Annotated in this window: 17 protein-coding genes and 1 rRNA gene; 9 read left to right on the forward strand and 9 right to left on the reverse strand. The window is 71.5% G+C overall.

All coding sequences use genetic code 11. The annotated features are described in order from the left end of the window. Positions 1-85, forward strand: a 5S ribosomal RNA gene (rrf, locus tag AB0B86_RS11555); the annotation flags it as partial. A gap of 278 nt (positions 86-363) precedes the next feature. Then, the gene (locus AB0B86_RS11560) at positions 364-606 is read left to right on the forward strand and encodes a hypothetical protein (protein WP_357417666.1); all 243 of its coding nucleotides are present in this window, start codon (positions 364-366) and stop codon (positions 604-606) included. A gap of 32 nt (positions 607-638) precedes the next feature. On the opposite strand, the gene AB0B86_RS11565 is transcribed toward AB0B86_RS11560, so the two are convergent. Then, positions 639-1,325 (reverse strand): hypothetical protein, encoded by a 687-nt coding sequence (locus tag AB0B86_RS11565; RefSeq protein ID WP_357412031.1) that lies wholly within the window; start codon positions 1,323-1,325, stop codon positions 639-641. A gap of 69 nt (positions 1,326-1,394) precedes the next feature. Between AB0B86_RS11565 and AB0B86_RS11570 the strand changes: the two genes are divergently transcribed. From AB0B86_RS11570 to AB0B86_RS11580, 3 genes are read left to right on the forward strand one after another with little or no spacing between them, the layout of a single operon-like run. Further along, positions 1,395-4,013, forward strand: coding sequence for a valine--tRNA ligase (locus AB0B86_RS11570; RefSeq protein WP_357417668.1), 2,619 nt, complete (start codon positions 1,395-1,397; stop codon positions 4,011-4,013). Next, on the forward strand, positions 4,010-5,344 hold the full coding sequence (locus AB0B86_RS11575) for a folylpolyglutamate synthase/dihydrofolate synthase family protein (protein WP_357417671.1): 1,335 nt from the start codon (positions 4,010-4,012) through the stop codon (positions 5,342-5,344). The genes AB0B86_RS11570 and AB0B86_RS11575 overlap by 4 nt, the downstream gene beginning before the upstream one ends. Further along, a complete protein-coding gene (locus AB0B86_RS11580; protein ID WP_357417673.1) occupies positions 5,341-5,763 on the forward strand; it encodes a DUF4233 domain-containing protein in 423 nt (140 codons plus the stop codon). The genes AB0B86_RS11575 and AB0B86_RS11580 overlap by 4 nt, the downstream gene beginning before the upstream one ends. A 27-nt stretch (positions 5,764-5,790) precedes the next feature. Here the strand turns inward: AB0B86_RS11580 and AB0B86_RS11585 are convergent, their stop codons facing one another. Next, entirely contained in the window at positions 5,791-7,218 is a 1,428-nt protein-coding gene (locus AB0B86_RS11585; protein ID WP_357417675.1) for a VOC family protein, read from the reverse strand. A 141-nt stretch (positions 7,219-7,359) separates the two neighbouring features. On the opposite strand from AB0B86_RS11585, the gene ndk reads away from it, so the two are divergent. Continuing rightward, complete coding sequence (ndk, locus tag AB0B86_RS11590; RefSeq protein WP_357412036.1) at positions 7,360-7,785, forward strand: nucleoside-diphosphate kinase; 426 nt, start codon at positions 7,360-7,362, stop codon at positions 7,783-7,785. A gap of 58 nt (positions 7,786-7,843) precedes the next feature. Here ndk and sigJ read toward each other — a convergent pair whose 3' ends face one another. Both sigJ and AB0B86_RS11600 read right to left on the reverse strand, forming a co-directional pair. After that, positions 7,844-8,719 carry an RNA polymerase sigma factor SigJ gene (sigJ, locus tag AB0B86_RS11595; protein ID WP_357412037.1) on the reverse strand — a complete coding sequence of 292 codons (876 nt, stop codon included), beginning with the start codon at positions 8,717-8,719 and terminating at the stop codon, positions 7,844-7,846. Then, a complete protein-coding gene (locus AB0B86_RS11600) occupies positions 8,716-9,156 on the reverse strand; it encodes a carboxymuconolactone decarboxylase family protein (RefSeq protein ID WP_357412038.1) in 441 nt (146 codons plus the stop codon). The genes sigJ and AB0B86_RS11600 overlap by 4 nt, the downstream gene beginning before the upstream one ends. A 187-nt stretch (positions 9,157-9,343) precedes the next feature. Between AB0B86_RS11600 and AB0B86_RS11605 the strand changes: the two genes are divergently transcribed. Further along, on the forward strand, positions 9,344-10,894 hold the full coding sequence (locus AB0B86_RS11605) for an alkaline phosphatase D family protein (protein WP_357412039.1): 1,551 nt from the start codon (positions 9,344-9,346) through the stop codon (positions 10,892-10,894). A gap of 180 nt (positions 10,895-11,074) precedes the next feature. Here the strand turns inward: AB0B86_RS11605 and AB0B86_RS11610 are convergent, their stop codons facing one another. From AB0B86_RS11610 to AB0B86_RS11625, 4 genes are read right to left on the reverse strand one after another with little or no spacing between them, the layout of a single operon-like run. Beyond that, entirely contained in the window at positions 11,075-11,863 is a 789-nt protein-coding gene (locus AB0B86_RS11610) for an ABC transporter permease (protein ID WP_357412040.1), read from the reverse strand. Positions 11,864-11,873: 10 nt separating this feature from the next. Beyond that, positions 11,874-12,632 (reverse strand): ABC transporter permease, encoded by a 759-nt coding sequence (locus AB0B86_RS11615; RefSeq protein WP_357412041.1) that lies wholly within the window; start codon positions 12,630-12,632, stop codon positions 11,874-11,876. 11 nt (positions 12,633-12,643) lie between these two features. Then, positions 12,644-13,654: an ABC transporter ATP-binding protein gene (locus AB0B86_RS11620; protein WP_357417678.1), complete on the reverse strand. Its 1,011-nt coding sequence runs from the start codon at positions 13,652-13,654 to the stop codon at positions 12,644-12,646. 59 nt (positions 13,655-13,713) lie between these two features. Next, positions 13,714-14,733, reverse strand: a complete 1,020-nt coding sequence (locus AB0B86_RS11625) for an ArsR family transcriptional regulator (protein ID WP_357417680.1) — start codon at positions 14,731-14,733, stop codon at positions 13,714-13,716. Positions 14,734-15,044: 311 nt separating this feature from the next. On the opposite strand from AB0B86_RS11625, the gene ileS reads away from it, so the two are divergent. Together ileS and AB0B86_RS11635 are read left to right on the forward strand one after the other, a co-directional pair. Beyond that, positions 15,045-18,191, forward strand: coding sequence for an isoleucine--tRNA ligase (gene ileS / locus AB0B86_RS11630; RefSeq protein WP_357417683.1), 3,147 nt, complete (start codon positions 15,045-15,047; stop codon positions 18,189-18,191). A 104-nt stretch (positions 18,192-18,295) separates the two neighbouring features. Continuing rightward, positions 18,296-18,985, forward strand: a complete 690-nt coding sequence (locus AB0B86_RS11635; RefSeq protein WP_357417685.1) for a lysophospholipid acyltransferase family protein — start codon at positions 18,296-18,298, stop codon at positions 18,983-18,985. A 78-nt stretch (positions 18,986-19,063) separates the two neighbouring features. Here AB0B86_RS11635 and AB0B86_RS11640 read toward each other — a convergent pair whose 3' ends face one another. After that, the gene (locus AB0B86_RS11640) at positions 19,064-20,062 is read right to left on the reverse strand and encodes a hypothetical protein (RefSeq protein WP_357412046.1); all 999 of its coding nucleotides are present in this window, start codon (positions 20,060-20,062) and stop codon (positions 19,064-19,066) included. Between the last annotated feature and the right edge of the window lie 377 nt (positions 20,063-20,439).

Genomic DNA, 20,439 nt, shown 5'->3' on the forward strand with positions numbered 1-20,439 from the left:
TTACATTCCGAACCCGGAAGCTAAGCCCTCCAGCGCCGATGGTACTGCACTCGTGAGGGTGTGGGAGAGTAGGACGCCGCCGGACAATCTTCCAGATAGGGCCACCCCATGCGGGGTGGCCCTATCTGCATTCCCCCCCCGGGGGCGGGGTTCCCGGCCGGGTCGGTCGACGCGTGTTACCTGACCGACTCGGGTTCCCGGATACCGCGGTATCCGCGGCCGGGTGACACCCCGGGTATCAGGAAACCGAGTCGATCAAACGCTGCGCGCCGACAAACGATGCCCCGCCACACACCGGGCAGGCACAGGCACGGCAGGCAGCCACAGACCCGCGCGGCAGGCGCCCGCGGCTACTCTCGACGGGTGGCAGACGTCCTGATATTCCTGGTGTTCACAGGATGCGTCGCGGCCGTTCTCGGGATTCTCTGGTGGCTCGCCTCCCGGGTCCGCCGTCGCGGCATCGGTGGCGAGGTCATGGGCCCGTTCGAGGAGATATGGCATCCCGCCGCCCACCGGCTCCGAGCCGAGATCCGCGTGCAGGAATCCCGCACGGTGCCGATGCCGGCGCAGGGTGGCAAGAAGCGTCCCGAGTCAGGGCGGCCCTGACGGAAGGATCCCAGGGACACGGCGGGCGCGGGTCAGCCGCGGGTCTGCATCTCCTGGCGCAGGTTACGCATCAGCCCGCTGGCGTCGGCGACCGAACGGCCGGGGAACATCGCCATCACGACGCTGCCGTGGTCGGCCCAGCCACACACCGCGAAGTCGCCACCCTCGCCAGTGGTGCTGCCGCACTTCAGCACGCCGCCCAGGTCACCGGCGGGGGCCTCGCGCAGGTCGCGCACCGAGCCGGTGTCGTCCGACATCAGGCGGAAGAGGCTGTCCAGATCGCGCTCCGGCTGCCACAGCAGGGTGGTGCCGCCGAAGATGAGCACGGAGCGCTTCTCGTCGGCCGGGTCGCGGTAGACGGTGCCGAAGCTGCGGTCCAGTTCGATGTCGGCCGCGAGACCGCTGCGCAGGTAGTCGGCGGTGCTCTTCGCTCGTTCGCTGTCGTCCCGGGTCAGGCCGGCCACCCGATCGGGTGAGCTGAGTTCGGTGTCCTTCTGCTGCGCCACCCGCCACCCGGCGGCACCCAGCACACCGGCGCCCACCAGCCCGACCACAAGCGCGATCGTCCAGCCGATCTTGCGTCGCCGGGACCAGCCGGCGGACCGCTCGTCGGGGTCGCCCCCGGAGTCCCGGGTGCTCAGCTGGATCGGCTCTTCGGTCAGCTCGAGCGGCTCGCGACCACCGTCGAGCGACCGCTCGGTGAGATGTGCGTCGGACATAGCCGACACCGTACGCGAACGAGAGGTGGCGCACGTCAGGTCTGGAGAAGCCCTCCGTAGACTTGTCAGGTGACCGAGAGACTGGATGCCCACCGCCCCGCAGCCCCGACCCTTGCCGGCCAGTACCAGCCGGGCGAGGTAGAGCAGCGACGGTACGAGCAGTGGGTAGCCGCCGGGCACTTCCGGGCCTCGGCGGACAGCGACAAGCCCCCCTTCACCATCGTCATCCCGCCGCCGAACGTCACCGGCTCCCTGCACATGGGCCACGCCCTGGACCACACCGTTCAGGACGCGCTGGTGCGGCGCAAGCGGATGCAGGGCTTCGAGGCGCTCTGGCTGCCCGGCATGGACCACGCGGGCATCGCCACCCAGAACGTCGTCGAGCGGCAACTCGCCGCCCAGGGGCTGTCCCGCCATGACCTGGGTCGGGAGAAGTTCATCGAGCGGGTCTGGCAGTGGAAGGCCGAGTCCGGTGGGGCCATCCTCGGCCAGATGCGCCGCCTCGGCGACTCCGTCGACTGGGACCGTGAGCGCTTCACCATGGACGAGGGCCTGTCCCGGGCCGTCCAGACGATCTTCAAGAAGTTGTACGACGACGGCCTGATCTACCGGGCCAACCGGATCATCAACTGGTGCCCTCGTTGTCTGACGGCGCTCTCCGACATCGAGGTCGAGCACAGCGACGACGACGGTGAGCTGATCTCGATCCGCTACAGCGACGAGGTCGTGGTGGCCACCACCCGGGCCGAGACGATGCTCGGCGACACCGCTGTCGCGGTGCACCCGGACGACGAGCGCTACAAGCACCTGATCGGCACCGAGGTCGAGCTGCCGCTCACCGGCCGCCGGATCCCGATCGTGGCCGACGCGCACGTCGACCCGTCTTTCGGCACCGGCATGGTCAAGGTGACGCCCGCCCACGACCCGAACGACTTCGAGATCGGCCAGCGCCACGACCTGCCCGCGCTGACCGTGATGGACGAGCGCGGTGTGATCACCGTGCCCGGTCCGTTCGAGGGGCTGGACCGGTTCGAGGCGCGGCCCGCGATCGTGGCCGCGCTGCGCGAGCAGGGCCTCATCGTGGCCGAGAAGCGGCCGTACGTGCACGCCGTGGGGCACTGCTCCCGCTGCAAGACGACTGTCGAGCCTCGGCTGTCGTTGCAATGGTTCGTCAACACCGGCCCGCTGGCCCAGGCCGCCGGCGACGCGGTGCGCGACGGTCGGGTCCGCATCGAGCCGGCCGAGCTGGCCAAGCGCTACTTCGCCTGGGTCGACAACATGCACGACTGGTGCATCTCCCGCCAGCTGTGGTGGGGGCACCGCATCCCGGTCTGGTACGGCCCGGACGGCGAGATCGTGTGCGTCGGCCCGGACGAGGAGCCGCCGACCGGCGAGGGCTGGCACCAGGACGAGGACGTCCTGGACACCTGGTTCTCCAGCGGCCTGTGGCCGTTCTCCACCCTCGGCTGGCCCGAGCAGACGCCGGAGCTGGCGAAGTTCTACCCGACAAGCGTGCTGGTCACCGGGTACGACATCCTGTTCTTCTGGGTCGCGCGGATGATGATGTTCGGCCTCTACGCGATGGACGGCCGTCCGCCGTTCGACGTGGTCGCCCTGCACGGCATGGTGCGCGACCAGTTCGGCAAGAAGATGTCGAAGTCGTTCGGCAACGTCGTCGACCCGCTGGACTGGATCGAGCGGTACGGCGCCGACGCCACCCGGTTCACGCTGGCCCGAGGTGGCAACCCGGGCCAGGACGTGCCGGTCAGCGAGGAGTGGTGCCAGGGCTCCCGTAACTTCTGCAACAAGCTCTGGAACGCCACCCGGTTCGCCCTGATGAACGGCGCGCACACCACTGGCGACCTGCCGCCGGTCGAGCAGCTCTCGACAGTCGACAGGTGGATCCTGTCCCGGCTGGCGCACGTCACCGCGGAGGTCGACGAGCAGTTCGAGGCGTACGAGTTCGCCAAGGTGTGTGATCTGCTCTACCACTTCGCCTGGGACGACGTCTGTGACTGGTACGTGGAGCTGAGCAAGCCGGTGCTTGCCGAGGGCGGCGAGCGGGCCGAGGTCAGCCGTCGGGTGCTCGGGCACGTGCTGGACCAGCTGTTGCGGCTGCTGCACCCGGTCATTCCGTTCGTCACCGAGGAGCTGTGGCTCGCGTTGACCGGCGGCGAGACGGTGCAGTACGCCGCCTGGCCGGTGGCTGACCGTACCCTCATCGACGACGCCGCCGAGGCCGAGCTGGCAGGCGTGCAGCGGGTGGTCACCGAGATCCGGCGGTTCCGCTCCGACCAGGGGCTGCGCCCGAACCAGCGGGTGGCCGCCCGGTTGGACGGACTTGCCGGGGCGGGCATCGACGCCCACGAGCCACTGATCCGCTCCCTGGTCCGGCTGGACCCGGCAGGTGACGATTTCCAGGCCAGCGCCACGCTGGCCATGCCCGGCGCGGTCGGTGTCGCGTTGGACACCCGGGGGTCGATCGACGTGGCCGCCGAGCGGGCCCGGCTGACGAAGGACCGTGCGGCAGCCGAGAAGGAGGTCGCGCAGGCCCGGGCGAAGCTCGACAACCCGGCCTTCATCGGCAAGGCCCCCGAGCCGGTGGTCGCGAAGATCCGCGACCGGCTCGCCATCGCCGAGGCCGACCTGGTCCGGATCGACGCTGCACTGGAGACACTTTCCTCGTGACCGACCGTACCGATTTCGCCGTCGTCGAGGCGGAGCTGAACGCCCGTGGCTTCACCCGCATGGTCTTCGAGCTCGACCGGATCGAGTCCCTGCTCGACCTGCTCGGCAGTCCGCAGCGGGCGTACCCGGCGATCCACCTGACCGGCACCAACGGTAAGACCTCCACCGCGCGGATGATCGACTCACTGTTGCGGGCGTTCGGGCTGCACACCGGCCGCTACACCAGCCCGCATCTGGAGACCGTCCGGGAGCGGATCAGCCTGGACGGGGAGCCGGTCAGCGAGGAGCGGTTCGCGGCGGTGTACCGGGAGATCAAGCCGTTGGCCGAGCTGGTCGACGCGCGGTCCGACGAGCCGCTGACGTACTTCGACATGACCACGGCGCTGGCGTTCGCCACGTTCGCCGACGCGCCTGTCGACATCGCCGTGGTCGAGGTCGGCCTCGGCGGCGCCGAGGACGCCACCAACGTGATCCAGGCCGGGGTCTGCGTGATCACCCCGATCGGGCTGGACCACACCGAGTGGTTGGGTGACACCCTCCAGGACATCGCGCTGGCCAAGGCCGGCATCATCCACCCGGGTGCCACGGTGATCTCGGCGGCGCAGGAGGAGGAGGCCGCTGGTCCCCTCCTCGAACGCTGCGCCGAGGTCGGGGCCACCATCGCCCGGGAGGGCGGCGAGTTCGGCGTGCTGGGTCGGGCGGTCGCGGTCGGCGGCCAGGTGCTCACCCTCCAGGGGCTGGGTGGCGTGTACGACGACGTCTTCATTCCGCTGCACGGCGCCCACCAGGCGCAGAACGCGGCAGTGGCGCTCGCCGCCGTGGAGGCGTTCCTGGGCGCGGGGGCTCGACGTCAACTGGACATCGAGGCGGTCCGGGAGGGCTTCGCCTCGACCAGCTCCCCGGGTCGGTTGGAGCGCGTCCGTAACGCCCCGACCGTCCTGCTGGACGGTGCGCACAACCCGCACGGGATGAAGGCCACAGTGACCGCGCTCCAGGAGGAGTTCGCGTTCAGCAAGCTGGTGGCGGTGGTCGGCGTGCTGGCCGACAAGGACGCGGAGGCCATGCTGGAACTGCTGGAGCCGGTGGTCGACCACGTGGTGGTCACCCGTAACAGCTCGCCGCGGGCGATGCCAACGGAGGAACTCGCCATGCTGGCCGCCGAGATCTTCGGCGAGGAGCGGGTGGACTCGGCCGAGGAGATGCCCGACGCCATCGAGCTGGCGGTGGCGCTTGCCGAGGAGGACGTCCCCGGTGAGCTCAGTGGGGTCGGGGTGCTTGTCACCGGCTCGGTGGTGACGGTCGCCGACGCTCGTCGACTGCTGAAGCGATGACCGACCCACAGCGGGACCCGGGCGCCACCGGCGACCCGGCTGACCAGCCCGGGCCGGAGGAGCCCGTCGCCGGGCAGTCGCGCCGCTCCGGGTTGCGCAACCCGGAGCGGGCGGTCCGCGGCCTCGGCGCCGGCACGCTCAGCCTGGAGGCGCTGGTGCTGCTGTTGGCCATCCAGCCGATCCGCGTGGTCGGCGGTGACCTCAGTGGTGCCGCCATCGGCGCGGTGGTGGCGCTGGCGGTGGCCGCCATCGTGGTCGCCGGCATGATGCGACGCCCCTGGGCCTGGCACGCCGGCACGGTGCTCCAGGGCCTGCTGATGCTGGGCGGCCTGCTGCACTGGTCGCTGCTGGCCCTGGGCATCATCTTCGCCCTGGTGTGGGCGTACGCGCTGCACGTCCGTCGGGTCATCCTCGGCTGACCGTGGGCCGGCCGGAGCCGGCTGGCCTCAGGCCTCGGCGCGTTCGCGCCACTGGGTGAGCGCGATGCCGTGGCCGTCCGGATCGCGGAACGCCGCCGCCCACACCTCCAACTTCGAGCCCCGGTTGACCACCCGCGGCGCGTACGTGAATCGGACGCCCGATCCGCGCAACCGCTCGTACGCCGCTTCGATGTCGTCGACCTCCAGGTTGACGTGCACCAGGCGGCGGCTGATGGGCGCGGCTCCGGTCACCTCACGCAGGACGAGCCGGGTCGTGCCGGAGGCGAGTACGGCGTTGCCGGCGCCCTGGTCGACCTCGGTGAAGCCGAGCATGTCGCGGTAGAAGTCGAGCGACCGCGACAGGTCGGTCACCAGCAGGGTCAGACCCACCCCGCTGATCGGCGCTGTCCCGTCCCCGGCCAACCCGAAGATCGCCTCGTCCAGTTCCGCGTCGGTGACGGTCTCGCGGGCTGCCCCGACCGGGGAGGGATCGTCAAGCGGAAGATCGAGGGGGTCCAGCGGGTCGGTCGCGCCCGGACCGGACCGCTGCGCGGGTGCCGGGTCGACGAAGCGGTCGGCCGCTGGCACGTCGATGCGGTCGGCCCCCGGCGGGTCTGCCCGGTCGGCGGGCGGCAGGTCGGCCCGGTCTGCGGCGGGCTCGTCGAACTGCTCCTCGACAGGCGGACGCGGCGCGGGGGTGGCCCGCCGGGGCAGGCCGCCGCGGGCCTGCTGCTCCACGACGACGCCCTCCAACACCACAGGGCCACCCGGACTCTGGTGCATCACCACGGGCTCGCGCTCCTCGGACCTGCCACCCGGGTCGTCCCGTACCGGGTCGGGGCGGGACGGGTCGGGGTCGAGCGGGCCCTGGAACCGGTCAGCGAGTGGGTCGCCGAAGTCGTCGCGGAAGTCGTCGTCCGAGGCGCGATCGGCCCAGGGCGGGGCATCCTGCTGGATCAGCACCTCGTCCACGGCGTCGGCGTCGGCGAACTCCGGCGGGAGGTCGGCCACGGCGGCTGCGGTCTCGGCGTGGGTCGGCACCTCGTCCCAGAGGACCTTCACGTGCCGCTGGTCGTCCAACGCGACCCGGATCGGCAGGGTCTGGCCCAGCGACGGCCACTTCGAGACCGGCACCCTCGGCTCGATGATCTTCTTGGACCGGGGCGGCAGACCGGGTGCGTCGATCACCAGTTGCAGTTCGCAGCGGCCGAACGCGTACTGGGTGGGTGGTTCGGAGGCGCTGTGCACGTGCCCGACACCGACCACCCAGGTGCGCCCGCCACCGCGAACGGTCGCCAGCGCGATCGCCAGCACCAGCAGGGCGACCCCGAGAGCCACGATGGCCCAACTGGGCATGCCCAGCCCGAAGAGGACAACGAAGCTGGCCATGGTGCCCAGCACCGCGCCGACCAGCTTGCGTACCGGCGCGATGGATTGGTTTCCGCCATTCGCCACAGTGGACCTCCCGGGGTCAGGGCCAGGCTAGGCCGGATCAGCCACCGGGCGAAAGACCGGCCGCCGCGCCGGCGCCGGGACCGGGTCGCTACGCTGACCGTACCGATCCCTAGCGTTCAGCGTGCACAGGAGGAACCCAGCGTGTCCAGCAACAGTCCGGATGAGCGCAGCCTCGTTCTGATCAAGCCCGACGCGGTCCGCCGTGGCCTGGTCGGCGAGCTCCTCTCCCGCTTCGAGCGCAAGGGGCTGCGGATCGACGCGATGGTGCACCGGACGATGGACGCCGCGCTCGCCGACGAGCACTACGCCGAGCACGTCGACAAGGCGTTCTACCCGCCGCTGAAGGACTTCATGACAAGCGGTCCGCTTGTCGCGCTGGTGCTCTCCGGAGACCAGGTCATCGACGTGGTCCGTGGGCTGGTCGGGGCCACCGACGGGCGTCGGGCCGCCGCCGGCACCATCCGGGGCGACCTGTCGCTGTCCAACCGGGAGAACCTGGTGCACGCGTCCGACTCGACGGACAGCGCCAAGCGCGAGATCGCGCTCTGGTTCCCCGAGCTGGCCTGAGCGTCATCCGAGCTGGCCTGAGCGTCAACCAGGCTGGGCTGGGCCGTACCGCCGACGCTCAACCGGTGGGCGGCAGCTTCTCCGGGTTGCCGACCACGTAGACACCGGTGATCTGGCCGTCGGCGGCGCTGACGGTCAGGGTGTACCGGTTGCCGTCGCCATTTGTCAGCAGGGCCGCCGGTTCCCCGTTCAGCTCCATGCGGCGCATCGTCCACTGGCGGTTCGGGCCGTAGATCCCGGCGTAGAACCGGGCGATCCGGTCCGCGCCGGTGACCGGGTTGCGGCCGGCCCGGACCCGGCCACCGCCGTCGTTCCAGGCCGTGGCGTCCGCCGCGACCAGGCCGGTGAGCGTCGCCAGGTCACCGTCGCGGGCGGCGGCGAGGAAGGCGTCGAGCAGGCGTTCCCGTTCGGTCCGGCTGGCGGTGAAGCGACGCTGCTCCTGGTGGACCCGAACGCTCGCCCGGTGGTGCAGCTGGCGGCAGTCCTCCGGGGTCCGGTCCAGGACCTCGGCGATCTCGGCGTACGGCATGTCGAAGGCGGTGTGCAGGACGTACACCGCCCGCTCCGGCGGGGTGAGCCGCTCCAGGACGTGCAGCAACGCTGTGGAGAGCGAGTCGCGCAGCTCCGCGCGGTCCAACGGTCCGAAGGGCGAGGGCACGGTGGGCACCGGCTCGGGCAGCCAGGTGCCGACGTACGTCTCGCGGGCCGCCTGCCGGGCCCGCAGTCGGTCCAGGGCGAGCCGGGTGACCACCCGGGACAGGTACCGGCGCGGTTCCTCCACCGCCGAGCGGTCCACGCCGAGCCAGCGCAGGTACGCCTCCTGGAGCACGTCCTCCGCGTCGTGCCGGCTGCCGAGCAGGCGGTACGCGAGCCCGAGCAGCATCGGCCGGTGCGCCTGGAGCGCACCGGCCGCGTCTGCTGCCGCAGTGGTCATGCGTGAGCCGGAGGCTCCAACCGCATGGTTACCCCGATCCGATTCCACACGTTGATTGTGGCAATCGCGAAGACGAGGTCGGCCAGTTCCTTCTCCGACCAGACCTTCGCGGCGGCGTCCCACACCTCGTCCGGCACGCCGTGCTCACCGAGCCGGGTGACCGCGTCGGTGAGATCCAGCGCGGCCCGCTCCCGTTCGTCGAAGAACGACGACTCCCGCCAGGCGGCCACCGCGAACAGCCGGCGGCTCGACTCCCCCTTGGTGAGCGCGTCCTGGCTGTGCATGTCGACGCAGAACGCGCACCCGTTGATCATTGACGCTCGTAGTTTCACCAGCTCAAGCACAGTCTGGTCGACGTTCGACTGGACGTACTTCTCCAGCCCCATGACCGCCTGGTACGCCTTCGGCGCCACCGCGCCGGGATTCATCCGTTGCATGACTACCTCCCCTTATCGGTTCGACACCGACACGACGGATCGGCCGGGGCGCACCGTGACAGCCGGGGCTGTGACTCCGGTCATGCCGACCGGACAACCCCTGTTCCGGCCCGCGTCACCCGGATCGTCGATCGTGGTCATCTCCGGCCGGTAGACCGACGGGGTCAACCGATGATCCGGAGGAAGAATGACCGAGCTTGATCGACGTACTCTGCTGCGGGCCGGCCTGGTGGTCGGTGCCGGAGTCGCCGGCGGCACCCTGCTGGGCGGCGCTGGCGCGAACGCCGCCCCGGCCTGGCGGCCGGCCGCGCGCCCGGTGCTCACCCACGGGGTGCAGAGCGGCGACGTGACCGCGGACTCCGCGCTGGTCTGGACCCGGGCCGACCGGCCGGGCCGGATGCTCGTCGAGGTGAGCCGCCGGCCGGACTTCCGGGGGGCGCGGCAGCTGCGCGGCCCGGTGCTCACCCCGACCGGCGACCTCACCGGCAAGGTCCGGCTGCGCGGGCTGCCGGACGCCGAGCGGCTGCACTACCGGGTCCGGGTGGAGAGCCTGGAGCGCCACGGCGTGGTCAGCGAGCCGTTGACCGGGACGTTCACCACCGCGCCGGGCCGGCACCGGCGCGGCGACATCACGTTCGTCTGGACCGGTGACATCGTCGGGCAGGGCTGGGGGATCGACCCGAACTTCGGCGGAATGTCGATCTTCCGGGCGATGCGGGAGACGCGGCCCGACTTCTACCTGTGCAGTGGCGACACGGTCTACGCCGACGGCCCGCTCGTCGAGTCGGTGGCCCTGCCCGACGGGCGGATCTGGCGCAACGTGGTGACGCCGGAGAAGAGCAAGGTCGCCGAGACGCTCACCGAGTACCGGGGGCAGTACGCGTACAACCTGATCGACGAGCATCTGCGGGCGTTCAACGCGGCGGTCCCGCAGATCAACCAGTGGGACGACCACGAGGTCCTCAACAACTGGTACCCGGGGGAGGTCCTGGACGACCCGCGGTACACCGAGCGGCGGGTGGACGTGCTCGCCGCTCGGGCCCGCCAGGCGTTCGGTGAGTGGCTGCCGGTGCCGGACAACGGTCCGCTGTACCGCCGGATCTCGTACGGGCCGCTGCTCGACGTGTTCGTGCTCGACATGCGGACCCACAAGGACCCGAACGACGGCAACACGTACGCCGACCCGAAGCGGGGTCTGCTCGGCCGCGAGCAGCGCGAGTGGCTGATCCGGGAGCTGAAGCGGTCCACGGCGACCTGGAAGGTGATCGCCAACGACCTGCCGATCGGGGTGGTGGTGCCGGACGGCCCGACCGCCCAGGAGGGCGTCGCCCAGGGCGACCCGGGCGCACCGGCCGGGCGGGAACTGGAGTTCGCCGAGGTGCTGCGGGCCACCCACCGGGCCGGAGTCACCGGCATGGTGTTCCTCACCGCCGACGTGCACTACTCGGCCGCGCACCACTACGACCCGTCCCGGGCGGCGGTCGGCGACTTCACCCCGTTCTGGGAGTTCGTCTCCGGCCCGGCGCACGCCGGCGCGTTCGGCCCGAACGCGCTGGACGGCACGTTCGGCCCGCAGGCGGCCTTCGTGCACGCCCCGCCGGTGGCGAACACGGGCCCGGCGGGGGGTTTCCAGCACTTCGGGGAGGTGTCGATCGACGGCGAGTCGGCGGCCCTGACGGTCCACCTGCGCGACCGCGACGGCGCCTCCCTCTGGACCACCACCCTCCCCGCCCCCTAACCCCCCACCCCGGCCCCCCACCCCGGCCCCGGCCCCGGCCGCGGCCGTCGGTTGATCATGAAGTTATTGTCGCGACACGCCGCTGCGGCGGGCAATAACTTCATGATCACCGGGGTGGGGGGCGGGCGGGCGGGCCGGCGGGCCGGGGCGGGTGGGCGGGGTGGGGGTGGGGGGTGGGGGTTAGAGGGTTTCTAGGGAGGCTCGGCGGCGGGATTCGGCTTCGAAGATCTTGAGTAGGACGGCGGCCAGGATCGCGTACGCGACGGCGATGGCCAGTTCGGCGGCGAGCTGGGGTGCGGCGGCCCGGAAACCCTGGCCGGCGACCAGCCGGCGGGCCGCCTCGGCCGCGTGGGTGATCGGCAGCAGTTCGCCGGTGAGCCGCATCCAGGTCGGTAACCCGGCGGCGGGCACGTTCACCCCGGTGAGCAGGAGCAGCAGGGCCACCGACACGTTCGAGACCAGCCAGACGTCGCGGAACCGCAGCCCGATCGCACCCAGCGTCAGGCCGAAGAACCCGCACGCCAACGCCGCCACCGCCAGGGTGAGCAGCAACCCCGGCAGCGCGTCGACCGGCACCCGCAGGCCCAGCAGCAGCGAGGCCGCGGTCAGCGTGGTCACCGCGATCAGCAGCCCGTTCCCGGCGTACGGCAGGACCCGGCCGAGGAACACCGCGGTGCGGCTGCGAGGGGAGAGCAGCACGTGCCCGAGGGTCCCGAAGCGCCGCTCGTTGGAGACCGCCATGGTGCCGCCGAACACGCAGGCGAGCGAGGCCGCCAGCACGGCGTTGCCGGTGATGTAGAAGCCGTCGTCGGCGACGCCGAGCTGCCGGCCCAGGTAGGCGAAGAACAGCAGTTGGAACAGCGGACCGACGAGCAGCGTGCCGACGAACATCGCCGGGGTGGTCCAGTTGAACAGGGCCCGGTAGGCGATCACGCCACCGGTGCCGATCAGGCGCAGCAGTGCGGTCATCGTCGCCTCCTCAGGCCAGGGCGAGGGTGGCCGCCGCGCGGGCCCGCCGCTCGACGTGGGTCATCATGAGCGCACCGAGAGCCAGGCAGGCCAGGCTGATCGCGAGGCAGATGCCGAGCGAGGGCCAGACCGGCCCGCTGCCGGTGGCCGCCTCACGGACCGCCCGCGCCCCCCACGTGGTGGGCAGCACGGCACCGATCGGGCCGGTCCAGCCGGGCAGCGCGGTGATCGGGATGAGCATCCCGGAGACCAGCCAGATCGGGTACTCCAGCGTGTTGGTGAGCGCGTTGGCGTTGCGCAGCAGCACGAACGTCGAGGCGAGCAGCAGACCGAACATGCCGAGGCCGATGATGCAGCCGGGCACCGCGACCGCGAACGCCAGCGGGTCGGCGAAGGTGAGCGGGATGCCGTACAGCAGGCGACCCCAGGCGAGGGTGGCGAGCATGGCGTACGTGCCGGTGAGCGCTGTCGCGAGGGTGATCGGCAGTACCACCAGGGCGGGCGGCCGGGGCGCCAGCATGATCATTTCCAGGGTGCCCTGCCACCGCTGGTTCTGGATGGCGCCACCCGAGCCGAACAACACCGACGACCAGATGCCCATCAGCCCCGCCCCGACAGCGGCCTCCAGCAGCCGACCGGGTTCACCGCCGGCCCGGAAGAGGTAGACGGCCAGGGTCGCCTGCACCACCGGCACGATAAGCGCGGTGGCGATCTCGAACGGCGAGCGGCTGAGCTGCTTGGCGTGCAGCAGCGCACCGACGGCGATCATGCGCAGCGTCCTCACACCCCCACCGCCTCGGCGGGTCGGGCCTGCGCGTCGACGCGGTTCACGATCGCCACGTACGCGTCCTCCAGGGTGGGCCGCCGGGCCGTGACACGACCCAGCCGTACCCCGTCCAGTGCCCGCAGCACGTCCGCCTGCACGTCCACCCCCGCGTCGGACTGCACGGTCAGCACCTGCGCCGCGCCCGTGACGACAACGCTCGCCTCGCGCACCCCGGGCAGGGTGTGGATGAGCGCGAGCTGCGCATCGCTGACCCCGTACGCCTCGACCTCCAGCACCTGCCGGCCGTCGGCGTGGTGCCGCAGTTCGGCAGGGGTGCCGAGGGCCTGGATCGCCCCGTTCGCGATCACGGCGATGCGGCCGCACAGCTCGTCGGCCTCGGCCATGTAGTGGGTGGTGAGCAGCACTGTGGTGCCGGTGGCGGCGAGGTCGGCAACTGTCTGCCGCAGTTCCCGGGCGGCGACCGGGTCCACCCCGATCGACGGCTCGTCGAGGAAGAGCACACGTGGCCGGTGCAGCAGGCCCCGGGCGATGTGCAGCCGCTGCCGCATGCCCCGCGAGTAGCCCTCCACCCTGTCGTTCTCCCGGCCGGTCAGGCGGACCAGCTCGAACAGCTCGGCGATCCGCCGCTTCTGCTCGCGCCCCGGCACGCCGTACAGCTCGGCGAAGTAGCGCAGGTTGTCCCGCGCGGAGAGCCTGTCGTACAGGCCGCGGTCGCCGCCGAAGACGTACCCGATCCGTCGGCGTACCTCCCGGGTCTGCCGGACCACGTCGAACCCGCAGATCCGGGCCTCACCGGCGGTCGGGATGAGCAGTGTGTTCAGCAGCTTGATGGTGGTGGTCTTGCCAGCGCCGTTCGGCCCGAGCAGGCCGAACAGCTCCCCGTTGCCGACCGTCAGGTCGACGCCGCGGACCGCCTGGACCTCCCGGCGCTGGGGTCGTAACCACCCGGTGCGGCTGCGGTACGTGCGGCGCAACCCGACCGCCTCGATCGCGTGTTCGCTCATGCCGGGAGGTTAGGAGTGGCCGGGGCGGGTGGGAAACGAATTCGGACCGGCCCGAATCCTCAGGCCGACGCGGTCGTCGGCTCGTCACCGACGAGCTGCACCAGAGCCACGCCGGCCGGCTCCAGGCCGTACAGCACCCGACGGCCCACCCGGCGGCGGTGCACCACCCCGGCGGCGAGCAGCGCCGAGAGCTGCTCCGAGACGGTGCTCGGGGCCAGCCCCAGGGTCGCGGCGAGACCGGCTGTGGTCGCCGGTCGGGTCAACGCCCGCAGCACCTGTGCCCGACCCCTACCGACAAGCACCGCCAACCGGTCGGTGGTCGGCGTGGCACCCGGCGCCGGTACCGGCCCGCCCTCGGCGAGCAGCACCGCCCCGCGCGCCTGGTAGGAGACGGCCACGATCTCCGGATGATCGGTGGAGCAGGTGAGCGCACCCCGCGAAAAGATCAACGGAACCAGCAGCAGTCGCTGGTTCACGGCCTCGAAGTGCTGCTCCAACGGCTTCACGAGGGTCAGCACCGGCTTGTCCCAGCGCACCCGTTCGTGCAGGTCGGCAAGCAGCGCGTCCGGGCCGTCGGCGGCGAGTGCCCGGGCCCGGTGCAGCACCTCCTCGTCAAGCGCCGCCCGCATCGCCGGCCACCAGGGCGCGATCGCGGCGTCCCAGTACGCCTCGATGCCGTCGGCGAGCCGGTCCACTGCGGCCTGCCGGTCCGTCACGAACGGGCTCAGCCACCCGGGCAGGTCGTCGAGGCGGTGGTAGCGGGGGATCTGCTCGGCGATCACCTCCGCGGGCGTCGCGCGCAGCTCGGCGAGCTGCTCGGCCAGCGTCGGCGCGGCTGACGTGGGGACGGGTGTGAGGAAGTCCGGCGCCCGTGAACCGATGGTCAGCACCCGTACCGGCGCCGTCGCCGGCACCTCGGCGAGCGCCCGCCGCGCGTGCCGGGCCCAACCCGTGTACGGCCAGGGCGCCTCGCCCGGATTCCGGTGCAGCACGTACAGGCTGGTCAGCACCTCCCACAGCGGGCTGGTGGCGATCCGGGTGCGGGACAGTGTCGGCTCGTCCAACTCGATCCGGATCACCCGGCCAGCCTAGGGTGCCGGCGTGCGCGTTCACTCGGCGGCGGGGCAGGGGGCCTGTCGAGTATCGTTGTGCACCGTAAGGCGATGACCCGGCGATCACCGGTGAGCCTCCGGAAGAACAGCCGGGCAACCGGCCCAGTAGAACCGGACGGGTGCGGCCCGTCACAGCCGGCAAATGAGCGGGCGGTCGATCCTGACCGCCAAGCGGGGTGGTACCGCGGATCACCCCGGGAGCGTCGTCGAGGCGTACCCCGGGAAGGTTCGTCCTCGCAGACCACGTTGAGTGAGCTGCACGAGGAGAGCGACCCCCGATGGCCTATCCGTTGCACGACCCGACCGCTGCCGGAGTCCCGGCGAGCCCGGACCTGCCCGCGGTCGAGCGCCGGGTGCTGGAGCACTGGACGGCCGACAAGACCTTCGAGGCGTCCGTTGAGGCCCGTCCGGCCGGCGACGACGGCAAGAACGAGTACGTCTTCTACGACGGCCCGCCGTTCGCCAACGGCCTGCCGCACTACGGCCACCTGTTCACCGGGTACGTCAAGGACGTGGTGCCGCGCTACCAGACCATGCGCGGGCGGCACGTCGAGCGGCGCTTCGGCTGGGACTGCCACGGCCTGCCCGCCGAGGTGGTGGCCGAGAAGCAGCTCGGCATCACCAGCAAGGCGGAGATCATCGACCTGGGCGTGGCCCGGTTCAACGAGGCCTGCCGCACGTCGGTGCTGGAGTTCACCCAGGACTGGGAGCGGTACATCAACCGGCAGGCCCGCTGGGTCGACTTCGACAACGACTACAAGACCCTCGACCTGGACTACATGGAAAGCGTCATGTGGGCCTTCAGGACCCTGCACGACAAGGGTCTGATCTACGAGGGTTTCCGGGTGCTGGCGTACTGCTGGCGCTGCGAGACGCCGCTGTCGAACACCGAGACCCGGATGGACGACGTCTACCGGGACCGGCACGACCCGACGCTGTCGGTGTGGTTCGGGCTGACCGCCGACGAGTCCGCCCCGGAACTGCTGCGCGGGCCGGTCAAGCTGGGTGTCTGGACCACCACGCCGTGGACCCTGCCGTCGAATCTGGCGCTGGCCGTCGGCCCGGACATCGAGTACGCGGTGCTGGAGCGCGACGGGGAGCGGTTCGTGGTCGGGGCGGCACGGCTGGCCGCGTACGCCAAGGAGCTGGACGGCTTCGAGCAGGTCGGCACGGTGTACGGCCGCGACCTGGTCGGACGCCGCTACACGCCGCTGTACGACTTCCTCGTCGAGCAGGCCGGCGACAACGCGTACCAGGTGCTCGGCGCGGAGTTCGTCACCACCGAGGACGGCACCGGGATCGTGCACCTCGCCCCGGCGTTCGGCGAGGACGACCAGAACGTCTGCAACGCCGCGGGCATCCCGACGATCGTCACAGTCGACGACCACACGCGCTTCACCGCGCTGGTCCCGCCGTACCAGGGCGAGCAGGTCTTCGACGTCAACAAGCCGGTGATCCGGGAGCTGAAGGACCGGGGGGTGGTGCTCAAGCAGGACACCTACACCCACTCGTACCCGCACTGCTGGCGCTGCGACACCCCGCTCGTCTACAAGGCGGTGTCGTCGTGGTTCGTGGCCGTCACGAAGTTCCGGGACCGGATGGTCGAGCTGAACCAGGAGATCAACTGGACGCCCGGGCACATCAAGGACGGCTCGTTCGGCAAGTGGCTGGCCAACGCCCGGGACTGGTCGATCAGCCGGAACCGGTTCTGGGGCTCGCCGATCCCGGTGTGGAAGTCCGACGACCCGAACTACCCGCGCCTGGACGTCTACGGCTCGCTCGCCGACATCGAGCGGGACTTCGGCGTACGCCTGACCGACCTGCACCGGCCGGCGGTGGACGACCTGGTGCGCCCCAACCCGGACGACCCGACCGGTCAGTCGATGATGCGCCGGGTGCCGGAGGTGCTGGACTGCTGGTTCGAGTCCGGGTCGATGCCGTTCGCGCAGGTGCACTACCCGTTCGAGAACGCGGACTGGTTCGAGCACCACTACCCGGGTGACTTCATCGTCGAGTACATCGGGCAGACCCGCGGCTGGTTCTACACGATGCACGTGTTGGCCACCGCGCTGTTCGACAGGCCGGCGTTCCGCAACTGCCTGAGCCACGGCATCCTGCTCGGCTCGGACGGGCGCAAGATGTCCAAGAGCCTGCGCAACTACCCGGACGTCTACCACGTGTTCGACGCGTACGGCTCGGACGCGATGCGCTGGATGCTGATGTCCTCGCCGGTGCTGCGCGGCGGTGACCTGGCGGTGACCGAGACGCTCATCCGCGACGCGGTCCGGCAGGTGCTGCTGCCGCTGTGGAACGTGTGGTACTTCTTCACCCTCTACGCCAACGCCGACGGGCACCAGGCGCGTCGGCGTACCGACTCGACGCACCTGCTCGACAGGTACATCCTGGCGAAGACGAACGAGCTGGTGACCACTGTCGGCGCGCAGATGGACGCGTACGACATCTCCGGTGCGTGCGCGACCGTCCGGTCCTACCTGGACGCGCTCACCAACTGGTACGTGCGCCGCTCGCGGGACCGGTTCTGGTCCGGTGACGTCAACGCGTTCGACACGCTCTGGACGGTGCTGGAGACGCTCTGCCGGGTGGTGGCGCCGCTCGCGCCGTTGACAGCGGAGGAGATCTGGCGCGGGCTGACCGGGGAACGTTCGGTGCACCTGACCGACTGGCCGGAGGCGACCGAGTTCCCGGCCGACCACGACCTGGTCGCCGCGATGGACGCCACCCGGGCGGTCGCCTCGGCGGCGCTGTCGCTGCGCAAGGCCAAGGGTCTGCGGGTGCGGCTGCCGCTGTCCAAGCTGACAGTGGCCGCACCGGCGGCGGAGCAGTTGCGCCCGTTCGCCGACCTGGTCGCCGACGAGGTCAACGTGAAGGCCGTCGAGTTCAGCGCGGAGCTGTCCGCGTACTGCGAGCAGGTGTTGACTGTGGTGCCCCGGGCGCTCGGCCCGCGGGTCGGCAAGCAGGTGCAGCAGGTGATCAAGGCGGTCAAGGCGGGCGACTGGGAGCTTGTCGACGGCGCCCCGGTGGCGGCCGGCGTCACCCTCGCCGAGGGCGAGTACGAGCTGCGCCTGGTCGCCGCCGACGCCGAGAACTCCGCGCCGCTGCCCGGCGGTGAGGGTGTGGTGGTGCTGGACACCGCTGTCACCCCGGAGTTGGCCGCCGAGGGGCTGGCCCGCGACGTGGTGCGGGTGGTGCAGCAGGCCCGCCGGGACGCCGACCTGGACGTGTCGGACCGGATCGTGGTGTCGGTGTCGGCCTCCGAGGAGGTGCGCGCGGCGGTGGCCGGGTACCTCGACTTCGTGTCCGGGGAGGTGCTTGCCGACTCGGTGGACTTCGCGGAGGGCGTCGACGGCTTCGCCGGTGAGGTCGGCGAGGGCGACCGGGTGACGGTCTCCGTCCGCCGGGTCTAGGGACCATCATCAGGTAGCGGGCGTCGCGCCACCTCCGTCCGAGGGGTGTGCGGGCGTCCGCTACCGTGACACCGCCTGTTCGCACCTCACCTGCCGGAGGACCAGTGCCCCTGCTCTACACCATCGGCAAGCTCGCCGTGGGGCCCACGCTGCGGTTGGCGTTCCGCCCGACCGTCGAAGGGCTGGAAAACATCCCGAAGAGCGGCGGGGCGATCTTCGCCGGTAATCATCTGTCGGTGGCCGACGAACTGTTCCTCGGCACGGTAGTGCCCCGACACCTGGCGTTCTGGGCGAAATCGGAGTATTTCAAGGGTAGCGGTGTGAAGGGTGCGATCTCCAAGTTCGTGCTCACCGGCCTGGGCGCCATCCCGGTGGAGCGCGGTGGCGGTCGGGCCGCGCTGTCCGCGTTCGACGCGGCGATCCCGGTGCTGAAGAACGGTGACCTGGTGGTGGTCTACCCGGAGGGCACCCGCTCGCCGGACGGTCGGCTCTACCGCGGGCGGACCGGCACGGTGCGCCTGGCGACCTCGACCGGCGTCCCGGTCATCCCGGTCGGCATGATCGGCACGGACAAGGCGCAGCCGATCGGCGCCCGGTTTCCCCGGCCCGGCGCTGCCGACATCACCATTCGGTTCGGCAAGCCGATGGACCTGTCCGGCCGGCCGACCGACCGCACCTCGTTGCGACAGATGACCGACGAGATGATGAGCGAGATCCAGAAGCTCACCGGCCAGGAGTACGTCCCCCGCTACGCCCCGCCGCGCGCCCACCCGGACCCGATCCGCGAGGCCTGAGCCCCACCCGGTTGGTCGAGAGATCCACCGCCCAGGTGGGGCGGAAGATCTCTCGACCAACGGTGGCGGGGTGGGGGTTCAGGACTTGGGTCGGATGATCTGGGCCCGCAGGGTGTTCAACAGGGTGGCGCTGTCCGCGACGGACAGCCGGGTGAACACCCCGGTGGCGATGCTGCCGTAGTCGACAGAGGTGCAGACCACCACGTCGCCGCCATCGGACCGGCCGACCGCGCATCGCTCGTGCCGGCCCCGCACCCCGGTGTCCACGTTCTCGGCGGCGTCCAGCCCGTACCGCTCGGTGAGTCGGGTGATCTCGGCCTCGGCGTCCGACTCCGGGCTCAACCGAAAACCCGTGCCGCCGAAGACCGTCACCTGCTTGCCGCCCGAGGTGGAGTAGACGCCGGCGAAGGTGCCCTCGGCCAGCCAGTGCTCGGTGCGTACCTCGTTCTCCAACTGCCGGGCGGTCTCCGTGCTGCGGCTGTCCTGACGCAGCTTCAGATCGTCCACCTGGGCGGGGAGCGCGGCCTGCACCGGGTACTGGGTGGAGATCGGGAAGCCGTAGTAGGCGGGGCAGCCGCAGCAGCAGGCCAGGGTGAGCAGCAGCAGCCAGGGCCAGCGGCGACGACGGCGGACCGGCACCGGCACGTACCCCTTGGGGGCCTGCCAGCCCGGTGGTGCCGCGGGTGGCGGGGCGGATCGCCGGCCCCGGCGCTGCTTCGGCACCGTGGGCGGCGGCAGCGGCGGCGCGGGCGGCGACGTCGGCCGGGCCGGCATCCTGGGCCCGGTGGCCTGCGGTGGTCTCGGCGCAGCCGCTGGAGACACCGGGTGCGACCCGACCGGGGGCGCGGGCGGGCCGGACCACTGGCGGGTCGCCGGCGGCGTCGGGTGCGGCAGCGTCGGGGGCATCGGGGGCAGCGGCGGAAGCTCGGCGGAGGGCAGGTCCCAGCCGCCGGTGTCCACGCCGGCCCACGGGTCTACCGGCGTCTGATGCTCCGGTGGCCCCACGGGCAGGGGTGGCGGTGGTGTCGGCTCGGCCGACTCACCCCAGACCTGTCGGCGCGGCAGCGGGGGTGGCACCGGCGCGGAGCCGCTCCACCTGGGCGCGGGCGCCTCCGCGGTGGTGGCCGGACCGGGCCGATCCGCGGGTGCCGACCGATCCGGAGTCTCGGGCCGCGTCGGCGGTTCCTGTCGATCCGCGGGCGCGGGCTGGTCCGCCCGTTCCGGCTGGTCCGCAGGTGCGGGCTGGTCGGCCGGTGCGGGCTGGTCTGACGGTTCCGGCTGGTCCGACGGTACGGGTGGGGAGGCCGGCTGATCGGCGGTCGCCGGATCCCGGTCCGGCTCCGCGCCCGGGGTGCTCCCGTCGGCCGGCCGTGCTCCCGGCTGGGGCTCGGGCATCGCGGCAATCTCCTCTCGCGCCGGTCCGAGGTTAGTACCGCGTCGCCACCGCCGGGCGG

It is taken from the genome of Micromonospora sp. NPDC049047 (genome assembly GCF_040649135.1).
Classification (GTDB): domain Bacteria; phylum Actinomycetota; class Actinomycetes; order Mycobacteriales; family Micromonosporaceae; genus Micromonospora.